The organism is Geomicrobium sp. JCM 19039 (assembly GCF_000698145.1).
In the GTDB taxonomy this organism is placed as follows: Bacteria; Bacillota; Bacilli; order Bacillales; family Marinococcaceae; genus Geomicrobium_A.
The window spans coordinates 1-19,200 of record NZ_BAXB01000024.1 but is presented as its reverse complement, the minus strand read 5'-3'; the positions used below and the strand labels follow the sequence as shown (position 1 = coordinate 19,200).

The following is a 19,200-nucleotide window of genomic DNA, read 5'->3' as shown; positions in this document are numbered from 1 at the left end:
TAGGAGTGATGGCTTCTATGCATCCAAGCCTTTCTCCATTGCTTTCCATGCAAGCGTTGCACATTTGATTCGTGCCGGGAACTTCGTGACGCCTTGGAGAGCTTCGATGTCTCCAAGATCAAATTTCTCGTCGTCATACTCTTTCCCTTGAACCATTTCCGAAAAGATGTTCGATAATTCAAGGGCTTCATCAATCCGTTTCCCTTTTACCGCATCCGTCATCATTGATGCTGAAGAGAGGCTGATGGAGCAACCTTCTCCGGTGAACTTCGCATCTTTCACTTGGTCGCCTTCAACTTGTAGATGAAGTTGAATTCGGTCACCACATGACGGATTGTTCATGTTCACAGTAAGTGTATCATCTTCAGGGAGCTCCCCGCGATTACGCGGGTTTTTGTAATGGTCCATAATTACTTGTCGATATAGCGTATCTAGATTACTCTGCATAGACATCTCCAAAGTACTCCTTTGCGGTTACAAGCGCATCGACAAATGCATCTACATCGCTTTCGGTATTATACAAATAAAAACTGGCTCGTGCGGTTGCTGTGCATTCCAGCCAATTCATTAACGGTCTCGCGCAATGATGTCCAGCACGAACGGCCACACCTTGCGAGTCCAGTACAGTAGCGACATCATGCGGGTGTACGCCTTTTATATTAAATGTGAGGATGCCTGCACGTTCGTCTGCTGGAGGCCCATATACGTCAACATCTTCATGTTCTCGCAACCGCTCCATCGCATACCGAACGAGCATTTTTTCGTGAGCTTCAACGTTGTGTAGACCTAGCTCCTCTAAATAATCAATGGCTGCCGCCAAACCAATTGCTCCAGCAATAATCGGCGTTCCACCTTCGAATTTATAAGGAAGCTCTTTCCACGTTGATTCGTAGAGACCGACTTCGTCAATCATCTCTCCACCAAACTCAAACGGCTCCATCTCTTCGAGCAATTCTTTTTTGCCGTAAAGAGCACCGATGCCCGTAGGTCCGCACATCTTATGTGCAGAAAATGCAAAGAAATCACAGTTCAACTCTTGAACGTCTACTTTTTTGTGAGGCGCACTTTGTGCACCGTCTACAACCATAATCGCTCCATTTGCGTGTGCAATTTCACCGACTTCTTTTACCGGATTGATCGTCCCGAGTACGTTAGAAACATGCATCATGGAAACAATGCGTGTTCGCTCCGTAATCGTCGCTTCGACATCCGAAAGCGAGATCGTACCATCTGGCTGGAGTGGTATATATTTTAACACAGCTCCAGTCGCTTTTGCAGTTTGTTGCCACGGAATGATGTTACTGTGATGTTCCATTGGAGTGAGTACAATCTCATCCCCTTCGGAAAGATTCGCACGTCCATAGCTTGATGCAATCATATTCAAAGCGGTTGTCGTTCCCCTTGTAAAAATGATCTCTTCACGATGTTTCGCATTGATGAATGATTGGACGGTATCCCTTGCGCCTTCATATCCATCAGTTGCTCTTGAACCAAGCGTATGAACGCCTCGATGGACGTTGGAATTGTAGCCTTTATAGTACGACTCCAACGCCTCAATGACGTGTACAGGTTTTTGTGATGTGGCAGAATTGTCCAAGTATACGAGCGGATGTCCATTTACTTCTTGGTGAAGGATCGGAAACTGCTCGCGCACCTTCTGAACATCGTACATTAGTATACTTTCCCTTCGATAACCTCTGTGAGTCTCGACTTCACAGATTCGATCGGCAATTCACCAACCACTGGCTCAAGGAAACCATGAATAATGAGACGCTCTGCTTCCACTTTAGACAATCCGCGGCTTTGCATATAAAACATTTGCATCGGATCAATTTTACCAACAGAGGCAGCGTGGCCTGCTGTTACATCGTCTTCATCAATCAAGAGAATTGGGTTCGCATCTCCTCTTGCTTTTGAAGAAAGCATCAATACACGCCCAGTCTGTTCACTGTGTGCTTTCGTTCCGCCTTTTTCAATTTTGTTTACCCCGTTGAAAATGGCAGAAGAAGAGTCTTTCATAACACCGTGAGTCAAAATGTACCTTCTGAATGCTTTCCGTGACCGATCATGTTGCTTGTAAAGTTTTGGAGTTGTTCTCCTCGACCTACAACAACTGTTTTCGTATCACCGTATGAACCGTCACCGAGCAAGTGAGTCGTATTATCAGAAATCGTGTTCCCTTCGTTCATTTGACCGAGGGCCCACTCAATTCGACCGTCTTTTTGAACGTGTGCACGACGCGTAATGTAGCTCGTAACACCACTCTCCAAGTTATCAACAGCCCCGAACTTCACTTCAGCACCTTGGCCAACGTACACTTCGGCAATAATATTGGCTGCGGCTTCTTCTTTAGAGAAAGACACATAGTTCTCTACATAAGTGACGCGACTTTGGTCTTCAGCTACGATGATGACGTGGTTAAATAACCCTGTCTTCGTATCTTCTTGCCAGAAAATGCTTTGAAGAGGCACTTCCACTTCAACATTCTTAGGCACGTAGATGAATACCCCACCGTTAACAAGCGCTGTATGGAGCGCCGTCAATTGGCTCTCTTCTGTCGGTACCGCTTCACCCATAAAGTACTTCTCAAGCAAATCACTATGCTCGACTGCTGCTGTTGCTAAATCAGTAAAAATGACACCTTGGTCCGCAAGTTCCTTCGCTGCTTGATGATAAACTGTTTCACCATCGCGTTGAATAAGCGCGCTCGTTACACTGCTTTCTTCTCCTGCAAGACGCGTAATATCACTTGGTAAATCACTGTACTCAGCAATGGCTCTTCCGCCCGCTTCAATTGTCTCAAACGTCGAGAAGTTCCATCTCGTTAACTTTGTTTTATCTGGATTTGGCATTGGTAATGATGCCGCTTGTGTGAGAGCTTCAAGTCGCTTCTCTGCCAACCAAGCTGGCTCATTTCGCTTCTCAGAAAAAGCTTTTACCGTTTCACGGTCAAATGCCCATTTCGTTTCAACAGCCATCTAGCTCCACCTCCGTCTCTTATGCTTCTTGCCCGACACGCTCATCTTCGATGCCGAGTTCTTCTTTAATCCAGTCATAACCTTCTGCTTCAAGACGTTGTGCAAGGGAAGCATCCCCTGACTTAACGATACGTCCTTGCATCATTACGTGAACGTGATCTGGGGTAATGTAGTTCAATAGACGCTGATAGTGCGTGATGATCAGGCAACCGAAGCTTTCTCCACGAAGGTCGTTAATCCCTTTAGATACCACTTTAAGTGCGTCAATATCTAGACCCGAGTCAATCTCATCTAAGATCGCAATTTTTGGTTGAAGCATAAGCAATTGGAGAATTTCATTACGCTTCTTCTCTCCACCTGAGAAACCTTCGTTCAAGTAACGAGTAGAAAACGCTTCATTCATATCTAATGTTTCCATGTTTTTATCCATTGTCTTAATGAACTTCATTAAGGAGATCTCGTCGCCTTCTTCACGATGAGCATTCATCGCTGTACGAAGGAAATCAGATGTTGTAACGCCTGTTACTTCACTTGGGTACTGCATTGCAAGAAACATTCCTGCACGCGCACGCTCGTCCACTTCCATCTCAAGTACATCTTCACCATCGAGGATGACTGACCCTTTCGTAATCTCATAGCTTGGGTGTCCCATAATCGCAGAGGCTAATGTTGATTTACCGGTACCGTTCGGTCCCATAATGGCGTGGATTTCACCACCAGAAATTTCTAGGTTAAAGCCTTTTACAATTTCTTTGCCTTCGATTTCAACGTGCAAATCTTTAATCGTCAACGTTGATGCTGTCATTTTCCTACCTCCATTTATTATAGCTACAGATCATGTGTAGCGTATTCTCAATCTATTATCATTCTTATTTTATAACAAATTCAATCTTCCATCAAGGGGACGCACATTCAGCGTAGCGATTGAATGTTAACAAGAATTCTCCACTCATTATGACGTGTTGAGGACGAAGATTCAATCCTTCTCCCTTGATCATAAGAATAACCACGTGCATACATGCCGTGGTTATTCGGAAGCTTCTTCTTTGTCTTGAGATTCAAATGTGTCCAGTGCATCTCTTATGAGCGTCGCTGCTTGGCTCATTGCAGGCGCAGGGCAAAATGCTGCTGCCACACTAACGGCCTCTAATATTTCGCTGTCGGTACAATTTTCATCAATGCATGCTTTCGTATAAGATAAAATGCAATATTCATCCCGCAAGGCGACACTAACGGCGAGTGCCATTAATTGCTTGTCTTTTACAGCCAGTTTTCCTTTTGAAAAACACGTGTCTGTAAACGTTTGGTATTTCCTCATTAGCCGCGGCAGCTTTTGTGCAATGAATTGCGTTCCTTCTTCATAGTCAAGCATCGCATCTTCGACATATCCTTCTTCTTTCGGCACAGCATACCCTCCTTACTCATCTATTATGCAAGAAAAGGGGGCAAGCTATGCATAAATCTTCCAGTTATGGCTTGCGTATCAAACCTTGGTCTCGCGCAAGTCGTTTTGCGATCTTTGGTGCTTGCCAAATCGTCGGAAGCAACAAGATCGATACGGGAACTGCGGTAACAACGATAAACGATTGAAGCGCATCAATACTTCCTTCTCCAATAAAGATTAAAATGGCTGCAACTGTAGCCATAATCGCTGCCCAGAAAACACGCATCGGCTTTGGCGGATTACCTTCACCAGTCATGCTCATTGAAATCGAATACGTCATCGAGTCGGCTGTTGTAATGACAAATAAAATGGCCAAGACTAAAAAGATAAACGGCATGACGACACTAAATGGCATTTGTCCAGCAACAGCGATAATTGCTGCAGGCAAACCACCTTCGCCCAATGGCTGTGAGATAATGCCAGGTTGCTGTTGTTCATAATAGATGCCAGAGCCACCAACAACCGTAAACCAGAAGTTCGTGATAAGAGGAGAAATGACCGCCACCGCAAGAATAATCTCACGAATCGTTCTCCCTCTAGAAATACGTGCAATTAACATAATCATCATCGGGGCAAACCCAATGAACCATGCAAAGAAGAAAAGCATCCACGCACCGAGCCAATCATTGTCTCCTCGATACGTATGAAGTGTTATAAAATGATTCAGATGATACCCGAATGAAGAAACAAACGTATCGATAATAAAAGCACCGGGTCCAAATATAAGGATAATCCCTGCAAGGATAAACACTAAAATAATGTTCCATTTACTTAACCATTGAATCCCTTTATGAACACCAGTAATCGCGGAAATCGTAACGATGAGTAACAAAAAACCAATAATGACAAGCTGGATACCAAAAATGTCAGGTAATCCAAATAAAGCGTTTAGCCCGTAACTTACTTGTAAACCTAAAATGCCAATTGGACCAATCGTTCCAGCAGCCACAGCAATAATACAAAACGCGTCGATCACCGTTCCAAGTTTGTGCGTGGCAATTTTTCACCGAAAAAAGGATACAACATTGACCTTGGCTTCATCGGCATTCCTTTATGATAAACGGCATACATGAGGACGATTGCCCCCGTCGTACCGAGTGCAGCCAAGCTGCCATCCCCCAACTTACATAGGCTTGCGCCATCGCCGGGATGACGGCTTGTGGTGATCCTGGTTCAATTCCGTCGTGTACAGGGGGCACTTCCATGAAGTAATACATCGGTTCGGCCGCTGCCCAGAATACCCCACCTGCCCCTAGCAGTGAAATACATATGACAGATACCCATCGAAATGTGCTTAGCTCTTTTTCACTTTGTTCTCCTAAGCGTACATTCCCATATTTTGAAAATGCGAGGACGATTGAAACACCGAGCATGAGTAAAAGTAATACTTGCCAAAATGCCCCGAAATAGTCAACGGACCAACCAAACAGCAAGTTAACAATGTCCCCGACAGCCTCTACGTTAATGAAAGAAGCCAACACGAATAGGACAAGAGCACCCCCACTCAGTACAAATACGGGCCAATCAATTTTCCCAACAAGCTTATCCATATATTTAATTATTCCTTCCTGCCCATCTCTTGGGGCGATAAACCATCGTGACGAAGTTGTGAACTACATTTAAACTTAAGCAACGAATTATAGCACACAATGATTCACGCGCAAATGTAAAATTTAGGGTCTTCTTTGCGCGAAAGGGCTTCCATTTGCACCTGTTCAACATTCCGCTGATATTTTGTTTCTTTTCGGTGCAACTTAACACGAGAAGGAGGGATATCGGTGAGTGATTTATTGTCGACATCCGTAGAACTAAGCGTTGGTTTTCTTGCTCTTCTTATTATGACTAAACTTCTTGGGAAAACATCTCTAGCACAAGTAACACCCTTTGATTTTATCTCTGCTTTAATTCTCGGTGAACTGGTTGGGAATGCAATTTATGATGACGAAGTCGTTTAGGGACAATTCTTTACTCTGTTGCTTTTTGGGGGCTTTTAGTATTTCTTATTGAATTCTTGACACAGAAGTTCAGGAAAACGAGAGGAATGCTTGAAGGAAATCCGTCCGTCGTCATCAGGAATGGACGAATTGATCGAGAACAGATGAAAAAGAATAAAGTTGACCTAAATGAACTACAAAACCTTCTTCGGCAGCAATCCGTGTTTTCTATGCGAGAAGTGGCTTACGCCATCATTGAGACCGATGGAAGCGTAACCGTATTAAAGAAATCACAATACGACCAGCCGACGAACAAAGATTTGAGTGTTCCTTCTAAAGCTGTTTACTTACCAATCACCCTCATTAGTGACGGTCAAATAGATGATGATAACCTTGAACAAGCAGGCTTAAGTAGAGAGTGGCTGTACCAACAGCTTCGCGAAAGAAACATCGCCTCAGCAGAAGATGTGTTTTTCCTTGAATGGAAACAAGACGAAGGTGTGTACATTGACTTGATGGATAATGTGGGGACGAGCAACTAATCGAATGGTTGAGTATCAAAGGCGCTACCTTACTAAAATGGCTTTGCCTGAGCGTGCAGATCTTGTATATGAAAGTAGACAGTTCCAACAAACTGAGCAACTTCGTAACGAAGTTGCTCAATTTTTTTATAACCCTGACACGTAAGATGTCATGTATGATGACCTAAAGTGTACTGTATGGGGAGGCACCTATTTTGAAGTTAGAACGATTACTCGGAATTACGACGATGTTAATGACGAAAGGGCGCGTGACGGCAACAACGCTTGCCGACCGTTTTGAAGTTTCTGTTAGAACAATCTATCGGGATCTCGACCTCATCAACCAGTCTGGCATTCCGATCGTTTCTTTTCCTGGGACGGACGGCGGTTACGAAATTATGGATGGCTTTTATTTATCCAAACAGCATTTTTCATTAGAAGATATGAGAACCGTTTACCACCTCCTGCAAAGTTTTGATGCATCACCTTTTCAAGCGATTTCCGAAAAGCTGGCATCTGTACAGCCATTGCTACTTACATCAGATAATCATTCCGTCATATTTTCACTTAGTTCATCTGAAGAAGAACGCACGTACATCCAAAAATGGACAGAAGCCATTCACCAAATGAAACAAGTCTCGTTTACGTATACGAGTGGAACTGGTGAGGTTACGACGCGTACAGTTGAACCGAGAAACCTACATTTTGATTACGGAACGTGGTACGCTGAAGCATTTTGTTTAACTCGCCAAGCTGATCGGTTGTTTCGACTTTCACGCATGAAATCACTCGTAGTTCTTGTGACGAACTTCACGCCGAAACCTAGAGAAAGCACCCCTCATTCTATTTCTCCAACACCATTGCATTTACGCTTTTCGCAAGACGTTAAACAACGAGTGCTTGAGCAATTCCCTGAACAAACTGAATCATGTAAAGACCACCTCTACGTCCACACAGCATATTACCATCCGACGTATGCATTATCGATTGTTCTTAGCTATGGATCAAATGTAGAAGTGATCTCCCCGTTATCATTGCGAAAAGAAGTGCTTGAAGAAATCAAAAAAATAACCGAAATTTACAATGAAGGAGACAAATGATGAACATCCTAGTTACAGGGGCCACTGGCACAGTAGGCAAACACGTAGTTCAGCAGCTGATAGATAAGAAGTTGTCTGTTCGTGCAGTATCGAGAAACCCGAGAAGCGCACAACTGCCCCACCGTGCAGAGGTCGTTTACGGTGATCTGATGCAACCGGAAACGATGCGCCAAGCTCTTCACAACATCGATGCCATGTACTTGATCTTATCAAGCGATGTAGCTGGTGCCGATTTGGAAACCGATGCACAGATCATTACGCTTGCAGAGGAAGCGGGCGTTAAGCAAGTGTCGCTGCTCACAGTTTACGGAGATGGATTAGTGGAGCAAGCGTTACGAAACAGCACAATGACTTCAACGTTTGTTCAACCGGTCGGATTTATGGCAAACTGCTCGATGACTGGCAGGACACCATTCGTAATGGTGGAGTGATTGAAGCGTTTGGAGGCCATATCAAGACGGCAATCATTCACGAAGGTGATATCGGAGCAGTGGTCGCAGAGACATTGGTGAATGAGAATCACTGTGGACAATTTTACACACTCACAGGACCTGAATTGCGATCGCATAAAGAATGCGTGGATATGATTAGTCATGTGCTAGGAACATCCATTTCGTTTAAAGAGCTGTCTTTAGATGAAGCTCAGAAACGCTGGAAAGACGCAGGGTATGACGATGAAAGTATCCAGTTTTTCGTCGAGATGGGCACTCAGCCGCCTGAAATTAGCACCACACTCTTACCAACCGTTGAAAAGATTTTAAAACGCCCGCCAAAAAGGTTCAGTCAATGGGTGAAAGAGAATAAGAATCAATTTAGATGAACAGAAAGGGTGACAAGATGAGCAGTATTGCAATTGAAGCAAAAGGTCTCGTGAAGACATTTGGTGAGCAAAGGGCTGTTGATGGCATCGATCTTACGATTCCAAAAGGAATGGTGTACGGGTTCCTCGGTCCAAATGTGCAGGGAAGACGACGACCATTCGCATGCTCGCTACGCTATTAAAACCAGACGGAGGAAGTGCAAAAGTTTTTGGTCACGACATTTCAAGCGAAACGAGTGCGGTTCGTTCGAGAATTAGCCTAACCGGACAATATGCTTCTTTAGACGAAGACTTGACAGGCAAGGAGAACCTTGTCATGATCTCGCGACTGATGGGCTACTCAAAGAAGGAAGCGAAAAAGCGAGCTGACGAACTTCTCGTCGCATTCCGGCTTGACGATGCCGCCAAAAAACAAGTAAAGAACTACTCAGGGGGGATGCGGAGGAGAATGGACATCGCCGCTAGTATCGTTGTGACCCCCGACCTATTATTCCTTGATGAACCAACGACCGGACTTGACCCAGAAAGCCGGATCGAAGTGTGGGGCATTGTTCGTTCACTCGTCCGCGCAGGAACGACCGTATTACTTACGACGCAATACCTAGAAGAAGCCGATCAATTAGCGGATCGAATTGCAGTCATTAATCAAGGAAAATTGATTGCAGAAGGCACGAGTGCAGAACTGAAAGCATCAATCGGACGAAACACTTTGCATGTTCAATTCGTTGATGAGAATGATTTATCTCGGGCAAAGCAAATCATCGAAAGTAAATTAAACAATGTCGTTCAAATTACTGATGCTCATTCCCTCTCTATACAAGTCAACCAGCCTTCCAAGATTCCTGAAACATTTAGTGAACTCGCGAATGAACATATCCAAATGAGTAGCTTTTCTTTAGGTCAACCGAGTTTAGACGAAGTATTTCTTACGCTTACAGGTTCCAAAACACCAGATGAGGAGAAGATCAATGACGAAACAAATGAATGAAGAACGTCTGCATCATGCGATTGCTTCTGGTAAGCGTCCCCGTCGACCGAGTCCTTTATCTTCAACGCTCACCTTTGCATCACGTACACTTTTACGAATTAAGCATGTTCCAGAGCAAATGTTCGACGTAACGCTATTTCCGATTATCTTCTTGCTCATGTTCACCTACTTGTTTGGCGGGGCAATCGCCGGTTCAACAACCGAGTATTTGCAATTTCTGTTGCCGGGTATTCTCGTCATGACTGTTGCTCAGATTACGATGTATACAGGTTTAGATCTAAATAATGATATTCGAAAAGGGATTTTTGACCGCTTCCGCACCTTGCCAATCTGGCTGCCATCCGCTTTGATTGGTGCGCTGCTCGTTGACGTTGTGAGATACTCCTTAGCTTCTCTCATTATGATCGGTCTCGGTCTCATCTTAGGATTTCGACCGGAAGGGGGCGTATCGGGTGTAATGGTTGCTCTCGTCCTCATCTTATTCTTCTCATTCAGCTTATCATGGCTATGGACAACGCTCGGTCTAATCATGCGCTCAGATAAATCGTTAATGATGGTCAGTATGATGATTCTGTTTCCACTAACATTTGTAAGTAACGTTTTCGTAGATCCAGACACGCTGCCAGGATGGCTCCAAGGTTTTGTAGAGGTAAACCCCATCTCCGTTTTAGCAAATGCCGTACGGAGTTGGATGCATGGAACTGGGTCCTTTGAACAGATTGGCCTCGTTCTCCTGACATCGGCAATTTTCATCGTAATCTTCGCACCTTTAACGATGTATTTGTACCGCAACAAAAAGTAAGAGAAACCCCAACAATATCAAAGAGGGATATTTGGGCGTTAACCCACATAATTGCTACTAGTGAGACAAAAAGCAACCACTGATCGTGCCAAAACAAGCACGGCTCAGATTGTATTGGCAGGTACCTTGCTATGCCTATCCGCAACCTAAAGACTGCCAGAATCGTTTTGAATCTTCTTCGACACAACTAAACCCCTCCAAGCTGCCAAGCTTGGAGGGGTTCTCATTATTCAGCCGGAAGGACGGCACCTTCATACTGATCTTCAATAAATTGTTTCACATCATCAGATTGTAGAATGTCAACGAGCGTTTGAATGTTCTCGTCATCTTGATTTTCAGCTTTCACTGCGATTACATTCACATATGGGTTGTCTTCACCACTCTCGACAACGATGGAGTCATCGACAGGGTTTAGGTCGTTATCAATGGCGTAGTTAGAGTTAATGAACACGACGTCGCCCTCGCCGACATCGAACGCTTGTGGAAGTAAAGCAGCTTCGTACGACGGATCAAAGTCAAAGTTATTCGGGTTTTCATCAATATCATCAATCGTTGCATAGATTGGATCGATGCCATCAGCAATTGTAATTAAGCCTTCGGCTTCAAACAAGCTTAATACGCGGCCGTGGTCAGCGACAGAGTCGCTCATAATGACATGTGCGTCTTCAGGAAGGTCTGCCAATGATGCGTACTCTTGGCTGTATCCCCCCATCGGTTCGATATGAACACCACCGACGTTCTCAAAGTCGTATCCGTGTTCTTCAATTTGACTCTCTAAATACGGAATATGTTGGAAGTAGTTGGCATCCAACTCGTCAAGGTCAAGGGCTTGGTTTGGCATTACATAGTCATTGAATGTCTGAATTTCTAATTCAATGCCTTCTTCTTCTAGTAGGTCTGTGGCGTACTCTAAAATTTCTGCATGAGGAACGTTTGATGCACCAACAACAAGTGACTGTGCTTCGCCATCTTGGGCTGCTTCATCATCGTCTTCATCCCCAGTTTCTTCCGTCTCTTCTGGTGCATCTCCTGCTGATTCGTCAGTTCCTTCTTCATCAGAAGTGCCACATGCCGTTAAGGCTAACGTTAACGATCCTGCTGCAATGGCGGTGTAAAACTTTTTCATCAAACTCTCCCCTATCTTTTATCTAATTTTCTAGTTAGAACGTCTCCAATACCTTGAAAGATGAAGACGATAACGAGTGTAATAATCGTTGCAATTAATGTTATTTCAGGGTTATTTCTTTGGAAACCATCTCGAAACGCAAGATCCCCTAAGCCACCAGCACCGATAACTCCAGCCATCGCTGTATAACCAACAAGTGCGATGGATGTGACGGTAATCCCTGAAACGAGCGCCGGCATTGATTCTGGGAGTAACACTTTGAATATAATCTGAAGCTGGTTACTGCCCATTGATCTTGCGGCTTCAATAACCCCTTTATCCACTTCACGCAGACCAATCTCAACGAGCCTTGCGTAGAAGGGAGCGGCTCCAATAATCAAGGCCGGTAGTGCAGCTTGTGGCCCGAGCATTGTGTTGAGTACCGCAACCGTAAACGGTATGAGTAAGATAATTAAAATGATAAAAGGAATGGAACGAAACACATTGACAAACGCCGCGACAATCCAATTAATAATGGGGTTCGCCCATATCTGTTTCTTTGATGTTAAAAATAACAATAAACCAAGGGCAATGCCGAGAATAAAAGTAAAGAAAATAGCGATGACGCTCATGTAAACTGTTTCCCACGTGGCATCGAGCATATTATCCCAATTGACATTACTGAGGAATTCATCACCCATCATTCATCACCTCCGCCTGAACATGGTGCTTTTCAATATAGGCAAGTGCTTCTGTTACTGCGTCAGAGGTTCCTTCAAGGGAGATGAACAAAGAACCATAACTCCCATCTTTCGTACGAGCAATATTCCCTTGCAAAATATTCACATCAACGTTTACGTTGCGAATGAGATCAGATACAATTGGCTTCTCCGTTTCATCACCAACAAAAGTCAGCTTCACGACTGTACCTTTTTCATCGTGCAATTGCTCCTCAATAACTTCTAATGAACCATCGGTTTCTGTAATTTGCTTCACGAACGCTTGAGTAATTTCTTTCTTTGGATGTTTAAACACATCAAGCACTGCCCCTTGCTCGACCACTTCTCCATCTTCCATGACTGCAACTCGCCCACAAATTTTGTGAATGACATGCATTTCATGAGTGATGAGACAATCGTCAATCCTAGCTTCTGATTGATTTCGTAAAGAAGCTCGAGAATCGAAGACGTCGTTTTTGGATCAAGCGCAGATGTCGCTTCATCGCATAGCAATACTTTTGGGTCATTCGCAAGTGCTCTGGCAATGCCAACGCGTTGTTTTTGTCCGCCACTCAGTTGAGAAGGATAGGCACCGCCTCTACCGTCCAAGCCGACAAGCGAAATGAGTTCGTCTACTCGTTCATTTCTTTTCTTTTTTGGTACACCGGCAATTTCTAGCGGGTACGCAATGTTTTCCCGTACCGTCCGCGACCAGAGGAGATTAAAGTGTTGAAAAATCATGCTAATCTCTTGCCTCGCCTTTCGAAGCGCACGTCCTTTTAAATTAAGCATGTCGTAATCGGCAATTTTCACCGTTCCAGATGAAGGCGCCTCTAAAAGGTTAAGAAGACGTATAAGTGTACTTTTACCAGCACCACTATAGCCAATTATGCCAAAGATCTCTCCAGATTCTATCGTTAAGTTCACGTCTTTTACTGCATGAATGTGTGCATCTTTCGTCACAAAAGACTTTGACACATTGTTCATTTGAATCAATTGATGCACCCCCTATTCGTTCTTTTCCAAGTATCCTTATCTATTCACTGTATTTTAAGTTCGAAAAAAAATAAACAAGCATCCGTTTCGTTTTGATAAAACAAAAATAACCTTTTTGCTAGAAGATGAGCAGAAAGGTTAATCGTACATTCCATCTCATCTCCCAAGGCATTTACAACCTTGCAGGAATTGGCACCATTGCAATTGCTTGCCGGTTGCCGGGTTTCACAGGGCCAGTCCCTCCACCACTCCAGATAAGGATATTTAGTTGATGTTTGAATCTTAGCACCCTACACCGATGTTGTCAACTATTCTTTCAATGGCATAATTTAGGCAAAATCAACTCATCAATAATCTGATAAATATAATTCGCATCAACCGTTTTCTTCGTCACAATCGTTCGGTAATGAATCATTGAAGGTCCGATATCTGCGACTAAATCCAGTTGTTCCAGCGTGAGCGTTGGGGTTGGGTACATGTAAGGGTCGAGTATCGCGAAGAAAGCAAGCCGAAACTTGTGATAATATCCTTGCTGTAACCCAAGTTCTAATTCTTTATTTTGTGAAGCTGCACTTCCAATTGCTGCATATGCACGTTGAATCGATTCATCTTCAATTCGAAAACTAGACGCCATTAAATGAAACAATTGATCCCGTAAGCTAGCAAATTGCTCCACTTCTTGTAAAATCTCTTCAAACGGCTTCACGTCGGAAATTGCCTGAATAACGAGATGTGTTTTTGACGTCCACCTTCGATAGATCGTCGCTTTTCCTACGCCTGCGTGCTGAGCAATACGGTCCATCGACACACGTTCATATCCGTGTTCTCCGATGAGCTCTAGTGCCGACTGCATGATGATGCGATCCCGACTCTTGTCCAAAGGGCGCCCCTTCTTCTTTTCAACCGCACTCATGACAAGCCCCCTTCTTCCCATAGTCATTTCATCGTATCACCAGGATATACAGAGTGCAAATTTACGAAACGAAACTGTTTCGAAACGATTGCGTTTCGTAAATAATCATGGTACGATTCATCTTGCTGATTCAAGCCATAAATATTTTTAGGAGGGACGGCTATGGCACATGCACCAACAACTGCAGAAATAAAAGAAGACTTACCTAATGTAAAACCGATACCAATATTAGCCGTTCTTCTTTCAGGCGCCTTTGTTGCGATCTTAAATGAAACGATTCTGAACGTGGCTCTACAAGCCATTATGGGGGACTTGGGCGTGAACTCAAGTACAGCTCAATGGCTCGTGACTAGCTATATGCTCGTCATCGGAATCTTGATTCCGATTTCTGCATATTTCATTCAACGATTCACAACTAGACAACTATTTATTACGGCGATGACACTGTTTACGCTCGGTACGATTGTCGCAGGTTTTAGCCCAACCTTTGCCTTCCTTCTTATAGGACGAATAGTGCAAGCGGTCGGGACTGCGATTATGATTCCGTTACTCATGAATGTCATTCTTGCTGTTATTCCCCAAGAAAGACGTGGGGCAGCAATGGGTATGATGGGACTTGTCATCATGTTTGCTCCAGCAATCGGGCCTACTGTCTCCGGGTTTATTATTGAAGGATTATCGTGGCGCTGGATCTTCTTTCTCGTGATCCCAATCGCCCTGTTTTCTCTAGTGTTCGGTTACTTCGTCTTAAAGAACGTCACGAAAACGTCAAGACCAAAACTTGATCTCTTTTCATTCTTGTTGTCTACGATCGGCTTTGGAGGAATTGTATACGGATTTAGCACCGCTGGAAAAGGCGATTCCTCACTTGCAGACCCAATTGTCATCGCCTCGCTTGCTGCAGGGTTTATCGGGCTTGCCGCGTTCGCGTTCCGTCAGATTAAAATGAAAGATCCGCTTCTGGACTTACGTGTATTCCGCTACCCGATGTTTGCCTTTGGTTTAATTATTGTCATGCTCGTCATGATGACGATGTTTGCACTCATGCTCGTTCTGCCGATTTATATGCAATCTGCGTTACTGTTCACCGCCATTGCTACCGGACTCATTATGTTGCCAGGTGGGATTATAAACGGGGCGATGTCTCCAATCATGGGGCGAATCTTTGATAAGGTTGGTCCGCGCCCAATCATTATTCCAGGAGCCATTTTACTCGTCATCACCGTATTCACGTATCGATTCTCCACCCCAGGTGTAGACGAGTGGATCCTTGCGATCCAGCACATTTTTGTGATGGTTTCCGTCGCGATGATTATGATGCCTGCGCAAACGAACGGACTCAACCACTTACCACGTCATTTGTACCCGCATGGTACAGCGATCTTTAATACACTCATGCAAGTTTCTGGTGCGATTGGTGCTGCCATCTTTATTTCCATTATGGAAACAGGCAGAAGTAATGCACTCTCAGGCATTGAAGATCCGACTGCTGCACAGCAAATTGAAGCACTCACAATCGGTGCTCAACAAAGCTTCTCATTCGGGTTTATCTTTGCCTGCATTGCACTGGTGATCGCTCTGTTTATTCGCAGTAAAAAATCTAAGTAAAAAGCAAGCTGCCGGTTCGGCAGCTTGCTTTTGTTCAAGACGTACTCTCATACAGCTCCGTTGCTTCCTTCACTGTCAAGCCACCATGTACGATTCCATTAATTCCTTTTATCATACCGAGCGGATTGTTAGACTGCCAAATGTTTCTGCCCATATCTACACCGACTGCTCCTTCTTGCAAAGCGCGATAGGCAATCTCAAAAGCTTCTTCAATCGTGTCAAACTTTGGACCTCCCGCAATCACAATCGGCACTGGGCACGTGCTCGTTACTTTCTCGAATTCATCACAATAGTAAGTTTTTACAATATCTGCTCCGATTTCTGCAAGAATGCGTGATGCCAAAGACAAAAACCGCGCGTCACGTTTTTCCAACTCTTTCCCAACTGCTGTAATTCCTAACACTGGAAGATCATATTCGTGAGCTTCGGTCACTGCCCGTGCTAAGTTGTTTACGGTTTTGGTTTCAAACTGTGAGCCTATGAAAGTACTCACACCTACTGCCACAGCATTTTGACGTACTGCATCTTTTACAGAGGTGACAAGTTCTTCATTGGCTAGATCATTGAGAACACTCGGCCCTCCTGAAATTCTCAGGGAAATCGGCGTGGTCAGCTCCTTAGGCATACATTTTAGCGCACCTCTTGTTAAAAACAGTGAATCCGTATATGGGAGAAGCTTCTCGACGGTTTGATAAGGATTTGACAAACCGGTGATTGGACCGAGGAAATAACCATGGTCAATGGCCAACATGACAGAACGACCATTTGGTATTAGCGTATTCATTCGATTTTCAAAGCCCCAGCTCATGTATTGTCCTCCTCTGTAGTTGGGTTGCTGATCATCACCGAATCTTTGACCGCAATATGAGGCGATTTAATAAACATCGCTTTAAAGTCATTGCTTGATGTATTAATTAAATAATGTGAATCTCCCTTCGCACACTGAATCAAGTCCCCCTCCTTGACTGGAACTCTCTTATTATTAATGTAAAAATCAATTTCTCCTTCTAAAATATAGAAAATTTCTTCGCACGTCGTATGATAATGGTTCTGGAATTCCTGTGATGGCTTGAGTACCACAACGCCCACATCAACGTTTGGACCTTTTGTTAAATATTTCGGTCCGTGATCGCTGAAACGATATTCAAAGTCGCCTTCGTTTACTTTCTTCACGTGCCCCCTCCTTTTCATTACAACCCTGGTGCCTTCCACATATGCTTGGTCGTGCCTTCATCGGCCAATTGAAGTTGTACTGCATACGCTGAGCGCCACGTTTCATACAGCTTCATGTATTGTTCGTGATGGTTCCTGTTCGGTGTATACGTCTGCTCCCACTCAACCCATTCATGCACGGCGTCTTGCAATGTGCGATGGGCACCGACAGCAGTCGCAGACAGCAGTGCAGTACCTAATGCGGCTGCCTCTTTTTCAGCAGGCACTTTCACCGGAACACCTAATACATCAGCCAAAATTTGACACCATAACTTGCCTTTTGCTGCTCCCCCCGCGAAAATCACTTGAGTTGGGTAGTAATTCACTTCCTGCTCAATACGTTTTAAATTGCCATAGGTGGCTAGCGCTGTGTTCTCCAGCAGTGATCGGTACAACACAACATGACCGGATTTCTTTGGATCCGTGCTTAGGTTTAAAAATGAAGGAGCGGCGTGACGCCATTCAATAAAATTCATCACATCAGAAAAAATAGGGATCACACCATATGAACCGACCGGAACATGACGCGCTTTCTCTTCCATCAGTTCATAAACATTTTTCTTTAAACGTCCTGCCTCAAGCTCTTCATTGTGGCAAAACGTATTTTTAAACCAACGCATGACGAGTCCCGGGGTAAAGACAATGGTTTCGATTTGCCAGAGATCACATGTCGCATGACAGTTCACACGCACGTTTGCTTCCATTCTTGGAGGAAGCGTTGATACGTTTACTTCCTGCTGCCAAAACGACCCTCCTGAAATGACCGTATCTCCATGATGCACCGCGCCAACACCAATTGAAGCGACTTGAGCATCACCACCTCCGCTAATCACTTTCGTGCAAGAATCGAGTCCAATTTCTTCGCATAAGGAAGATTCTACATATCCAATGCATGTGCCGGGTTCATTGACTTCAGGAAAAATATTACGCTCCATACCGGATCGGTTTGCAATCTCTTTTGACCAGCTTCGTTTTTCAAGACTGAATATCCCCGTCGTACAGCCGTTCGATGGATCTGTTTGCTTCACGCCACATAATTTGTAAAGAATCCAATCATTGATCATTAATAAACAGTCCATACGGTTATAGATGAGCGGTTCATGCACTTCCAACCATAGCAGCCTCGGCAGCGCACCGAGCGCGAACGTCTGACCTGATGTCTTATAAACCTCTTCTTCAAATGTGCGGTGCTTCTCTTTTAACTCTCGCACCTCTTTTGCCGCTCTGGCGTCTACATTTGCGCAAGCCCATAGTTCTTTCCCTTGTTGATCTAACAGCACAAAACCCTCTCTCATACTCGTTGCACTAACTGTTCGGATATGCGCACGTTCTACCTCACGACTAACCTCTTTAATGCATCGTTTGACGAGCAGCCAATTCTCTTCGTAATCGAAATTCATCGACCCTTCTACCTCTGGATCTTCAAGATGGTACCATTCCTTTTGTACGACCTTTACATGCCGCCCTTTTCCATCAAATAGAACAGCCCGAAAGCTGCCTGTGCCGGCATCCAAAGCCAGATAATAGTCCAAGTAATCACCTTCCCATCGATAGTAATGATTGTGCAGTTTCTTCGTCAGTCACCAACACTGCCAAGTACTGCCCTCGGAGCGCCCCATGGATCGCTTCAAGCTTTTCAGCGCCACCTGCCACACCAATGGTGTACATCGTCTTTAGATTCTCAATGGATATGCCGATCAACCGTCGATGCAAGGAGAGATCAAGGCGTTCCCCGCTCTGATTATAAAATTGACCAAGAATATCCCCCACCCCGTTTTCCTTTCGAATATAGGCCAATTCATTCATCGTCAGATTCTCTCTTTGAACAAACGTGGCTTCTGAAGACACTCCTCCTATACCGACAACCGCATATTTCGTAAGTTGAGCAAGTTCCATCATCTCTTGAATGGAAGGTTCTGTAAGGAACCGGTCTGCTTGATCAACTGTGGACACAACAAATGGTGAAGGAATTGCATAAATTTTCCCTCGAAAGCCCCCTCCTTTGTTTGATTTCGATACTGATAATAGTGATTTACTCCGCCGGTAAGTGTCACAACCGA

17 protein-coding genes, 5 pseudogenes and 1 riboswitch are annotated in these 19,200 nt (G+C 44.3%); of the genes and pseudogenes, 8 read left to right on the top strand and 14 right to left on the bottom strand.

Annotated elements, in window-relative coordinates:
• Nucleotides 1–15: 15 nt before the first annotated feature.
• The 6 genes and pseudogenes from sufU to JCM19039_RS17605 all read right to left on the bottom strand — a co-directional run bounded on the left by sufU (nt 16) and on the right by JCM19039_RS17605 (nt 5,972).
• Nucleotides 16–453: a Fe-S cluster assembly sulfur transfer protein SufU gene (gene sufU, locus JCM19039_RS17630; protein ID WP_152550259.1), complete on the bottom strand. Its 438-nt coding sequence runs from the start codon at nt 451–453 to the stop codon at nt 16–18.
• A complete protein-coding gene (locus tag JCM19039_RS17625; protein WP_042429662.1) occupies nt 437–1,672 on the bottom strand; it encodes a cysteine desulfurase in 1,236 nt (411 codons plus the stop codon). Before JCM19039_RS17625 ends, sufU begins: the two co-directional genes overlap by 17 nt.
• A pseudogene (gene sufD / locus JCM19039_RS17620) lies at nt 1,672–2,978 on the bottom strand (Fe-S cluster assembly protein SufD). The gene JCM19039_RS17625 and the pseudogene sufD overlap by 1 nt, the downstream one beginning before the upstream one ends.
• A 19-nt stretch (nt 2,979–2,997) precedes the next feature.
• Entirely contained in the window at nt 2,998–3,783 is a 786-nt protein-coding gene (gene sufC / locus JCM19039_RS17615) for a Fe-S cluster assembly ATPase SufC (RefSeq protein WP_042401215.1), read from the bottom strand.
• A gap of 222 nt (nt 3,784–4,005) precedes the next feature.
• A complete protein-coding gene (locus tag JCM19039_RS17610) occupies nt 4,006–4,383 on the bottom strand; it encodes a carboxymuconolactone decarboxylase family protein (RefSeq protein WP_238545120.1) in 378 nt (125 codons plus the stop codon).
• Between the two features lie 64 nt (nt 4,384–4,447).
• Nucleotides 4,448–5,972: pseudogene (locus JCM19039_RS17605) on the bottom strand (BCCT family transporter).
• Nucleotides 5,973–6,200: 228 nt separating this feature from the next.
• Between JCM19039_RS17605 and JCM19039_RS17600 the strand changes: the two are divergent.
• From JCM19039_RS17600 to JCM19039_RS17580, 7 genes and pseudogenes are all read left to right on the top strand, one after another.
• Nucleotides 6,201–6,898, top strand: a pseudogene (locus tag JCM19039_RS17600) (YetF domain-containing protein).
• A gap of 4 nt (nt 6,899–6,902) precedes the next feature.
• A complete protein-coding gene (locus tag JCM19039_RS24565; RefSeq protein ID WP_193744279.1) occupies nt 6,903–7,043 on the top strand; it encodes a hypothetical protein in 141 nt (46 codons plus the stop codon).
• A 49-nt stretch (nt 7,044–7,092) separates the two neighbouring features.
• Nucleotides 7,093–7,977, top strand: coding sequence for a YafY family protein (locus tag JCM19039_RS17595; RefSeq protein WP_042429659.1), 885 nt, complete (start codon nt 7,093–7,095; stop codon nt 7,975–7,977).
• Entirely contained in the window at nt 7,977–8,408 is a 432-nt protein-coding gene (locus JCM19039_RS22530) for an SDR family oxidoreductase (RefSeq protein WP_052398908.1), read from the top strand. The genes JCM19039_RS17595 and JCM19039_RS22530 overlap by 1 nt, the downstream gene beginning before the upstream one ends.
• Entirely contained in the window at nt 8,405–8,797 is a 393-nt protein-coding gene (locus JCM19039_RS22525) for a hypothetical protein (RefSeq protein ID WP_052398907.1), read from the top strand. Before JCM19039_RS22530 ends, JCM19039_RS22525 begins: the two co-directional genes overlap by 4 nt.
• A 17-nt stretch (nt 8,798–8,814) precedes the next feature.
• Nucleotides 8,815–9,785, top strand: a pseudogene (locus JCM19039_RS17585) (ATP-binding cassette domain-containing protein).
• Complete coding sequence (locus JCM19039_RS17580) at nt 9,766–10,587, top strand: ABC transporter permease (RefSeq protein ID WP_238545119.1); 822 nt, start codon at nt 9,766–9,768, stop codon at nt 10,585–10,587. The pseudogene JCM19039_RS17585 and the gene JCM19039_RS17580 overlap by 20 nt, the downstream one beginning before the upstream one ends.
• A gap of 226 nt (nt 10,588–10,813) precedes the next feature.
• Here the strand turns inward: JCM19039_RS17580 and JCM19039_RS17575 are convergent, their stop codons facing one another.
• The 4 genes and pseudogenes from JCM19039_RS17575 to JCM19039_RS22520 form a co-directional block, all read right to left on the bottom strand.
• Nucleotides 10,814–11,713: a MetQ/NlpA family ABC transporter substrate-binding protein gene (locus tag JCM19039_RS17575; RefSeq protein ID WP_042429652.1), complete on the bottom strand. Its 900-nt coding sequence runs from the start codon at nt 11,711–11,713 to the stop codon at nt 10,814–10,816.
• An 11-nt stretch (nt 11,714–11,724) separates the two neighbouring features.
• Entirely contained in the window at nt 11,725–12,393 is a 669-nt protein-coding gene (locus JCM19039_RS17570; protein ID WP_042429649.1) for a methionine ABC transporter permease, read from the bottom strand.
• Nucleotides 12,386–13,407 (bottom strand): annotated as a pseudogene (locus JCM19039_RS17565) (methionine ABC transporter ATP-binding protein). Before JCM19039_RS17565 ends, JCM19039_RS17570 begins: the two are co-directional and overlap by 8 nt.
• 153 nt (nt 13,408–13,560) lie before the next feature.
• Nucleotides 13,561–13,668, bottom strand: a riboswitch (SAM riboswitch).
• 55 nt (nt 13,669–13,723) lie between these two features.
• Complete coding sequence (locus tag JCM19039_RS22520) at nt 13,724–14,320, bottom strand: TetR/AcrR family transcriptional regulator (protein ID WP_052398906.1); 597 nt, start codon at nt 14,318–14,320, stop codon at nt 13,724–13,726.
• A 162-nt stretch (nt 14,321–14,482) separates the two neighbouring features.
• On the opposite strand from JCM19039_RS22520, the gene JCM19039_RS17555 reads away from it, so the two are divergent.
• Nucleotides 14,483–15,928 (top strand): MDR family MFS transporter, encoded by a 1,446-nt coding sequence (locus JCM19039_RS17555; RefSeq protein ID WP_042429647.1) that lies wholly within the window; start codon nt 14,483–14,485, stop codon nt 15,926–15,928.
• A 34-nt stretch (nt 15,929–15,962) separates the two neighbouring features.
• Here JCM19039_RS17555 and lsrF read toward each other — a convergent pair whose 3' ends face one another.
• From lsrF to JCM19039_RS17535, 4 genes are all read right to left on the bottom strand, one after another.
• Nucleotides 15,963–16,736: a 3-hydroxy-5-phosphonooxypentane-2,4-dione thiolase gene (gene lsrF, locus JCM19039_RS17550; RefSeq protein ID WP_042429644.1), complete on the bottom strand. Its 774-nt coding sequence runs from the start codon at nt 16,734–16,736 to the stop codon at nt 15,963–15,965.
• Nucleotides 16,733–17,101 carry a cupin domain-containing protein gene (locus JCM19039_RS17545; RefSeq protein ID WP_042429643.1) on the bottom strand — a complete coding sequence of 123 codons (369 nt, stop codon included), beginning with the start codon at nt 17,099–17,101 and terminating at the stop codon, nt 16,733–16,735. The genes lsrF and JCM19039_RS17545 overlap by 4 nt, the downstream gene beginning before the upstream one ends.
• Nucleotides 17,102–17,118: 17 nt before the next feature.
• Nucleotides 17,119–18,672, bottom strand: a complete 1,554-nt coding sequence (gene lsrK, locus JCM19039_RS17540) for an autoinducer-2 kinase (RefSeq protein ID WP_042429640.1) — start codon at nt 18,670–18,672, stop codon at nt 17,119–17,121.
• A gap of 4 nt (nt 18,673–18,676) precedes the next feature.
• Nucleotides 18,677–19,200, bottom strand: a 524-nt coding sequence (locus JCM19039_RS17535; RefSeq protein ID WP_304413211.1) for a sugar-binding domain-containing protein, incomplete at its 5' end; no start/stop codon positions are given.

Excerpts from the sequence above, each read along its gene's own strand:
- JCM19039_RS22520 (WP_052398906.1), bottom strand. The coding sequence starts at position 14,320 with ATGAGTGCGGTTGAAAAGAAGAAGGGGCGCCCTTTGGACAAGAGTCGG.
- JCM19039_RS24565 (WP_193744279.1), top strand. The coding sequence starts at position 6,903 with ATGGTTGAGTATCAAAGGCGCTACCTTACTAAAATGGCTTTGCCTGAG.
- sufC (WP_042401215.1), bottom strand. The coding sequence starts at position 3,783 with ATGACAGCATCAACGTTGACGATTAAAGATTTGCACGTTGAAATCGAA.
- lsrF (WP_042429644.1), bottom strand. The coding sequence starts at position 16,736 with ATGAGCTGGGGCTTTGAAAATCGAATGAATACGCTAATACCAAATGGT.
- JCM19039_RS17570 (WP_042429649.1), bottom strand. The coding sequence starts at position 12,393 with ATGGGTGATGAATTCCTCAGTAATGTCAATTGGGATAATATGCTCGAT.
- JCM19039_RS17580 (WP_238545119.1), top strand. The coding sequence starts at position 9,766 with ATGACGAAACAAATGAATGAAGAACGTCTGCATCATGCGATTGCTTCT.
- sufU (WP_152550259.1), bottom strand. The coding sequence starts at position 453 with ATGTCTATGCAGAGTAATCTAGATACGCTATATCGACAAGTAATTATG.
- JCM19039_RS22530 (WP_052398908.1), top strand. The coding sequence starts at position 7,977 with ATGAACATCCTAGTTACAGGGGCCACTGGCACAGTAGGCAAACACGTA.
- JCM19039_RS17625 (WP_042429662.1), bottom strand. The coding sequence starts at position 1,672 with ATGTACGATGTTCAGAAGGTGCGCGAGCAGTTTCCGATCCTTCACCAA.
- JCM19039_RS17555 (WP_042429647.1), top strand. The coding sequence starts at position 14,483 with ATGGCACATGCACCAACAACTGCAGAAATAAAAGAAGACTTACCTAAT.
- JCM19039_RS17575 (WP_042429652.1), bottom strand. The coding sequence starts at position 11,713 with ATGAAAAAGTTTTACACCGCCATTGCAGCAGGATCGTTAACGTTAGCC.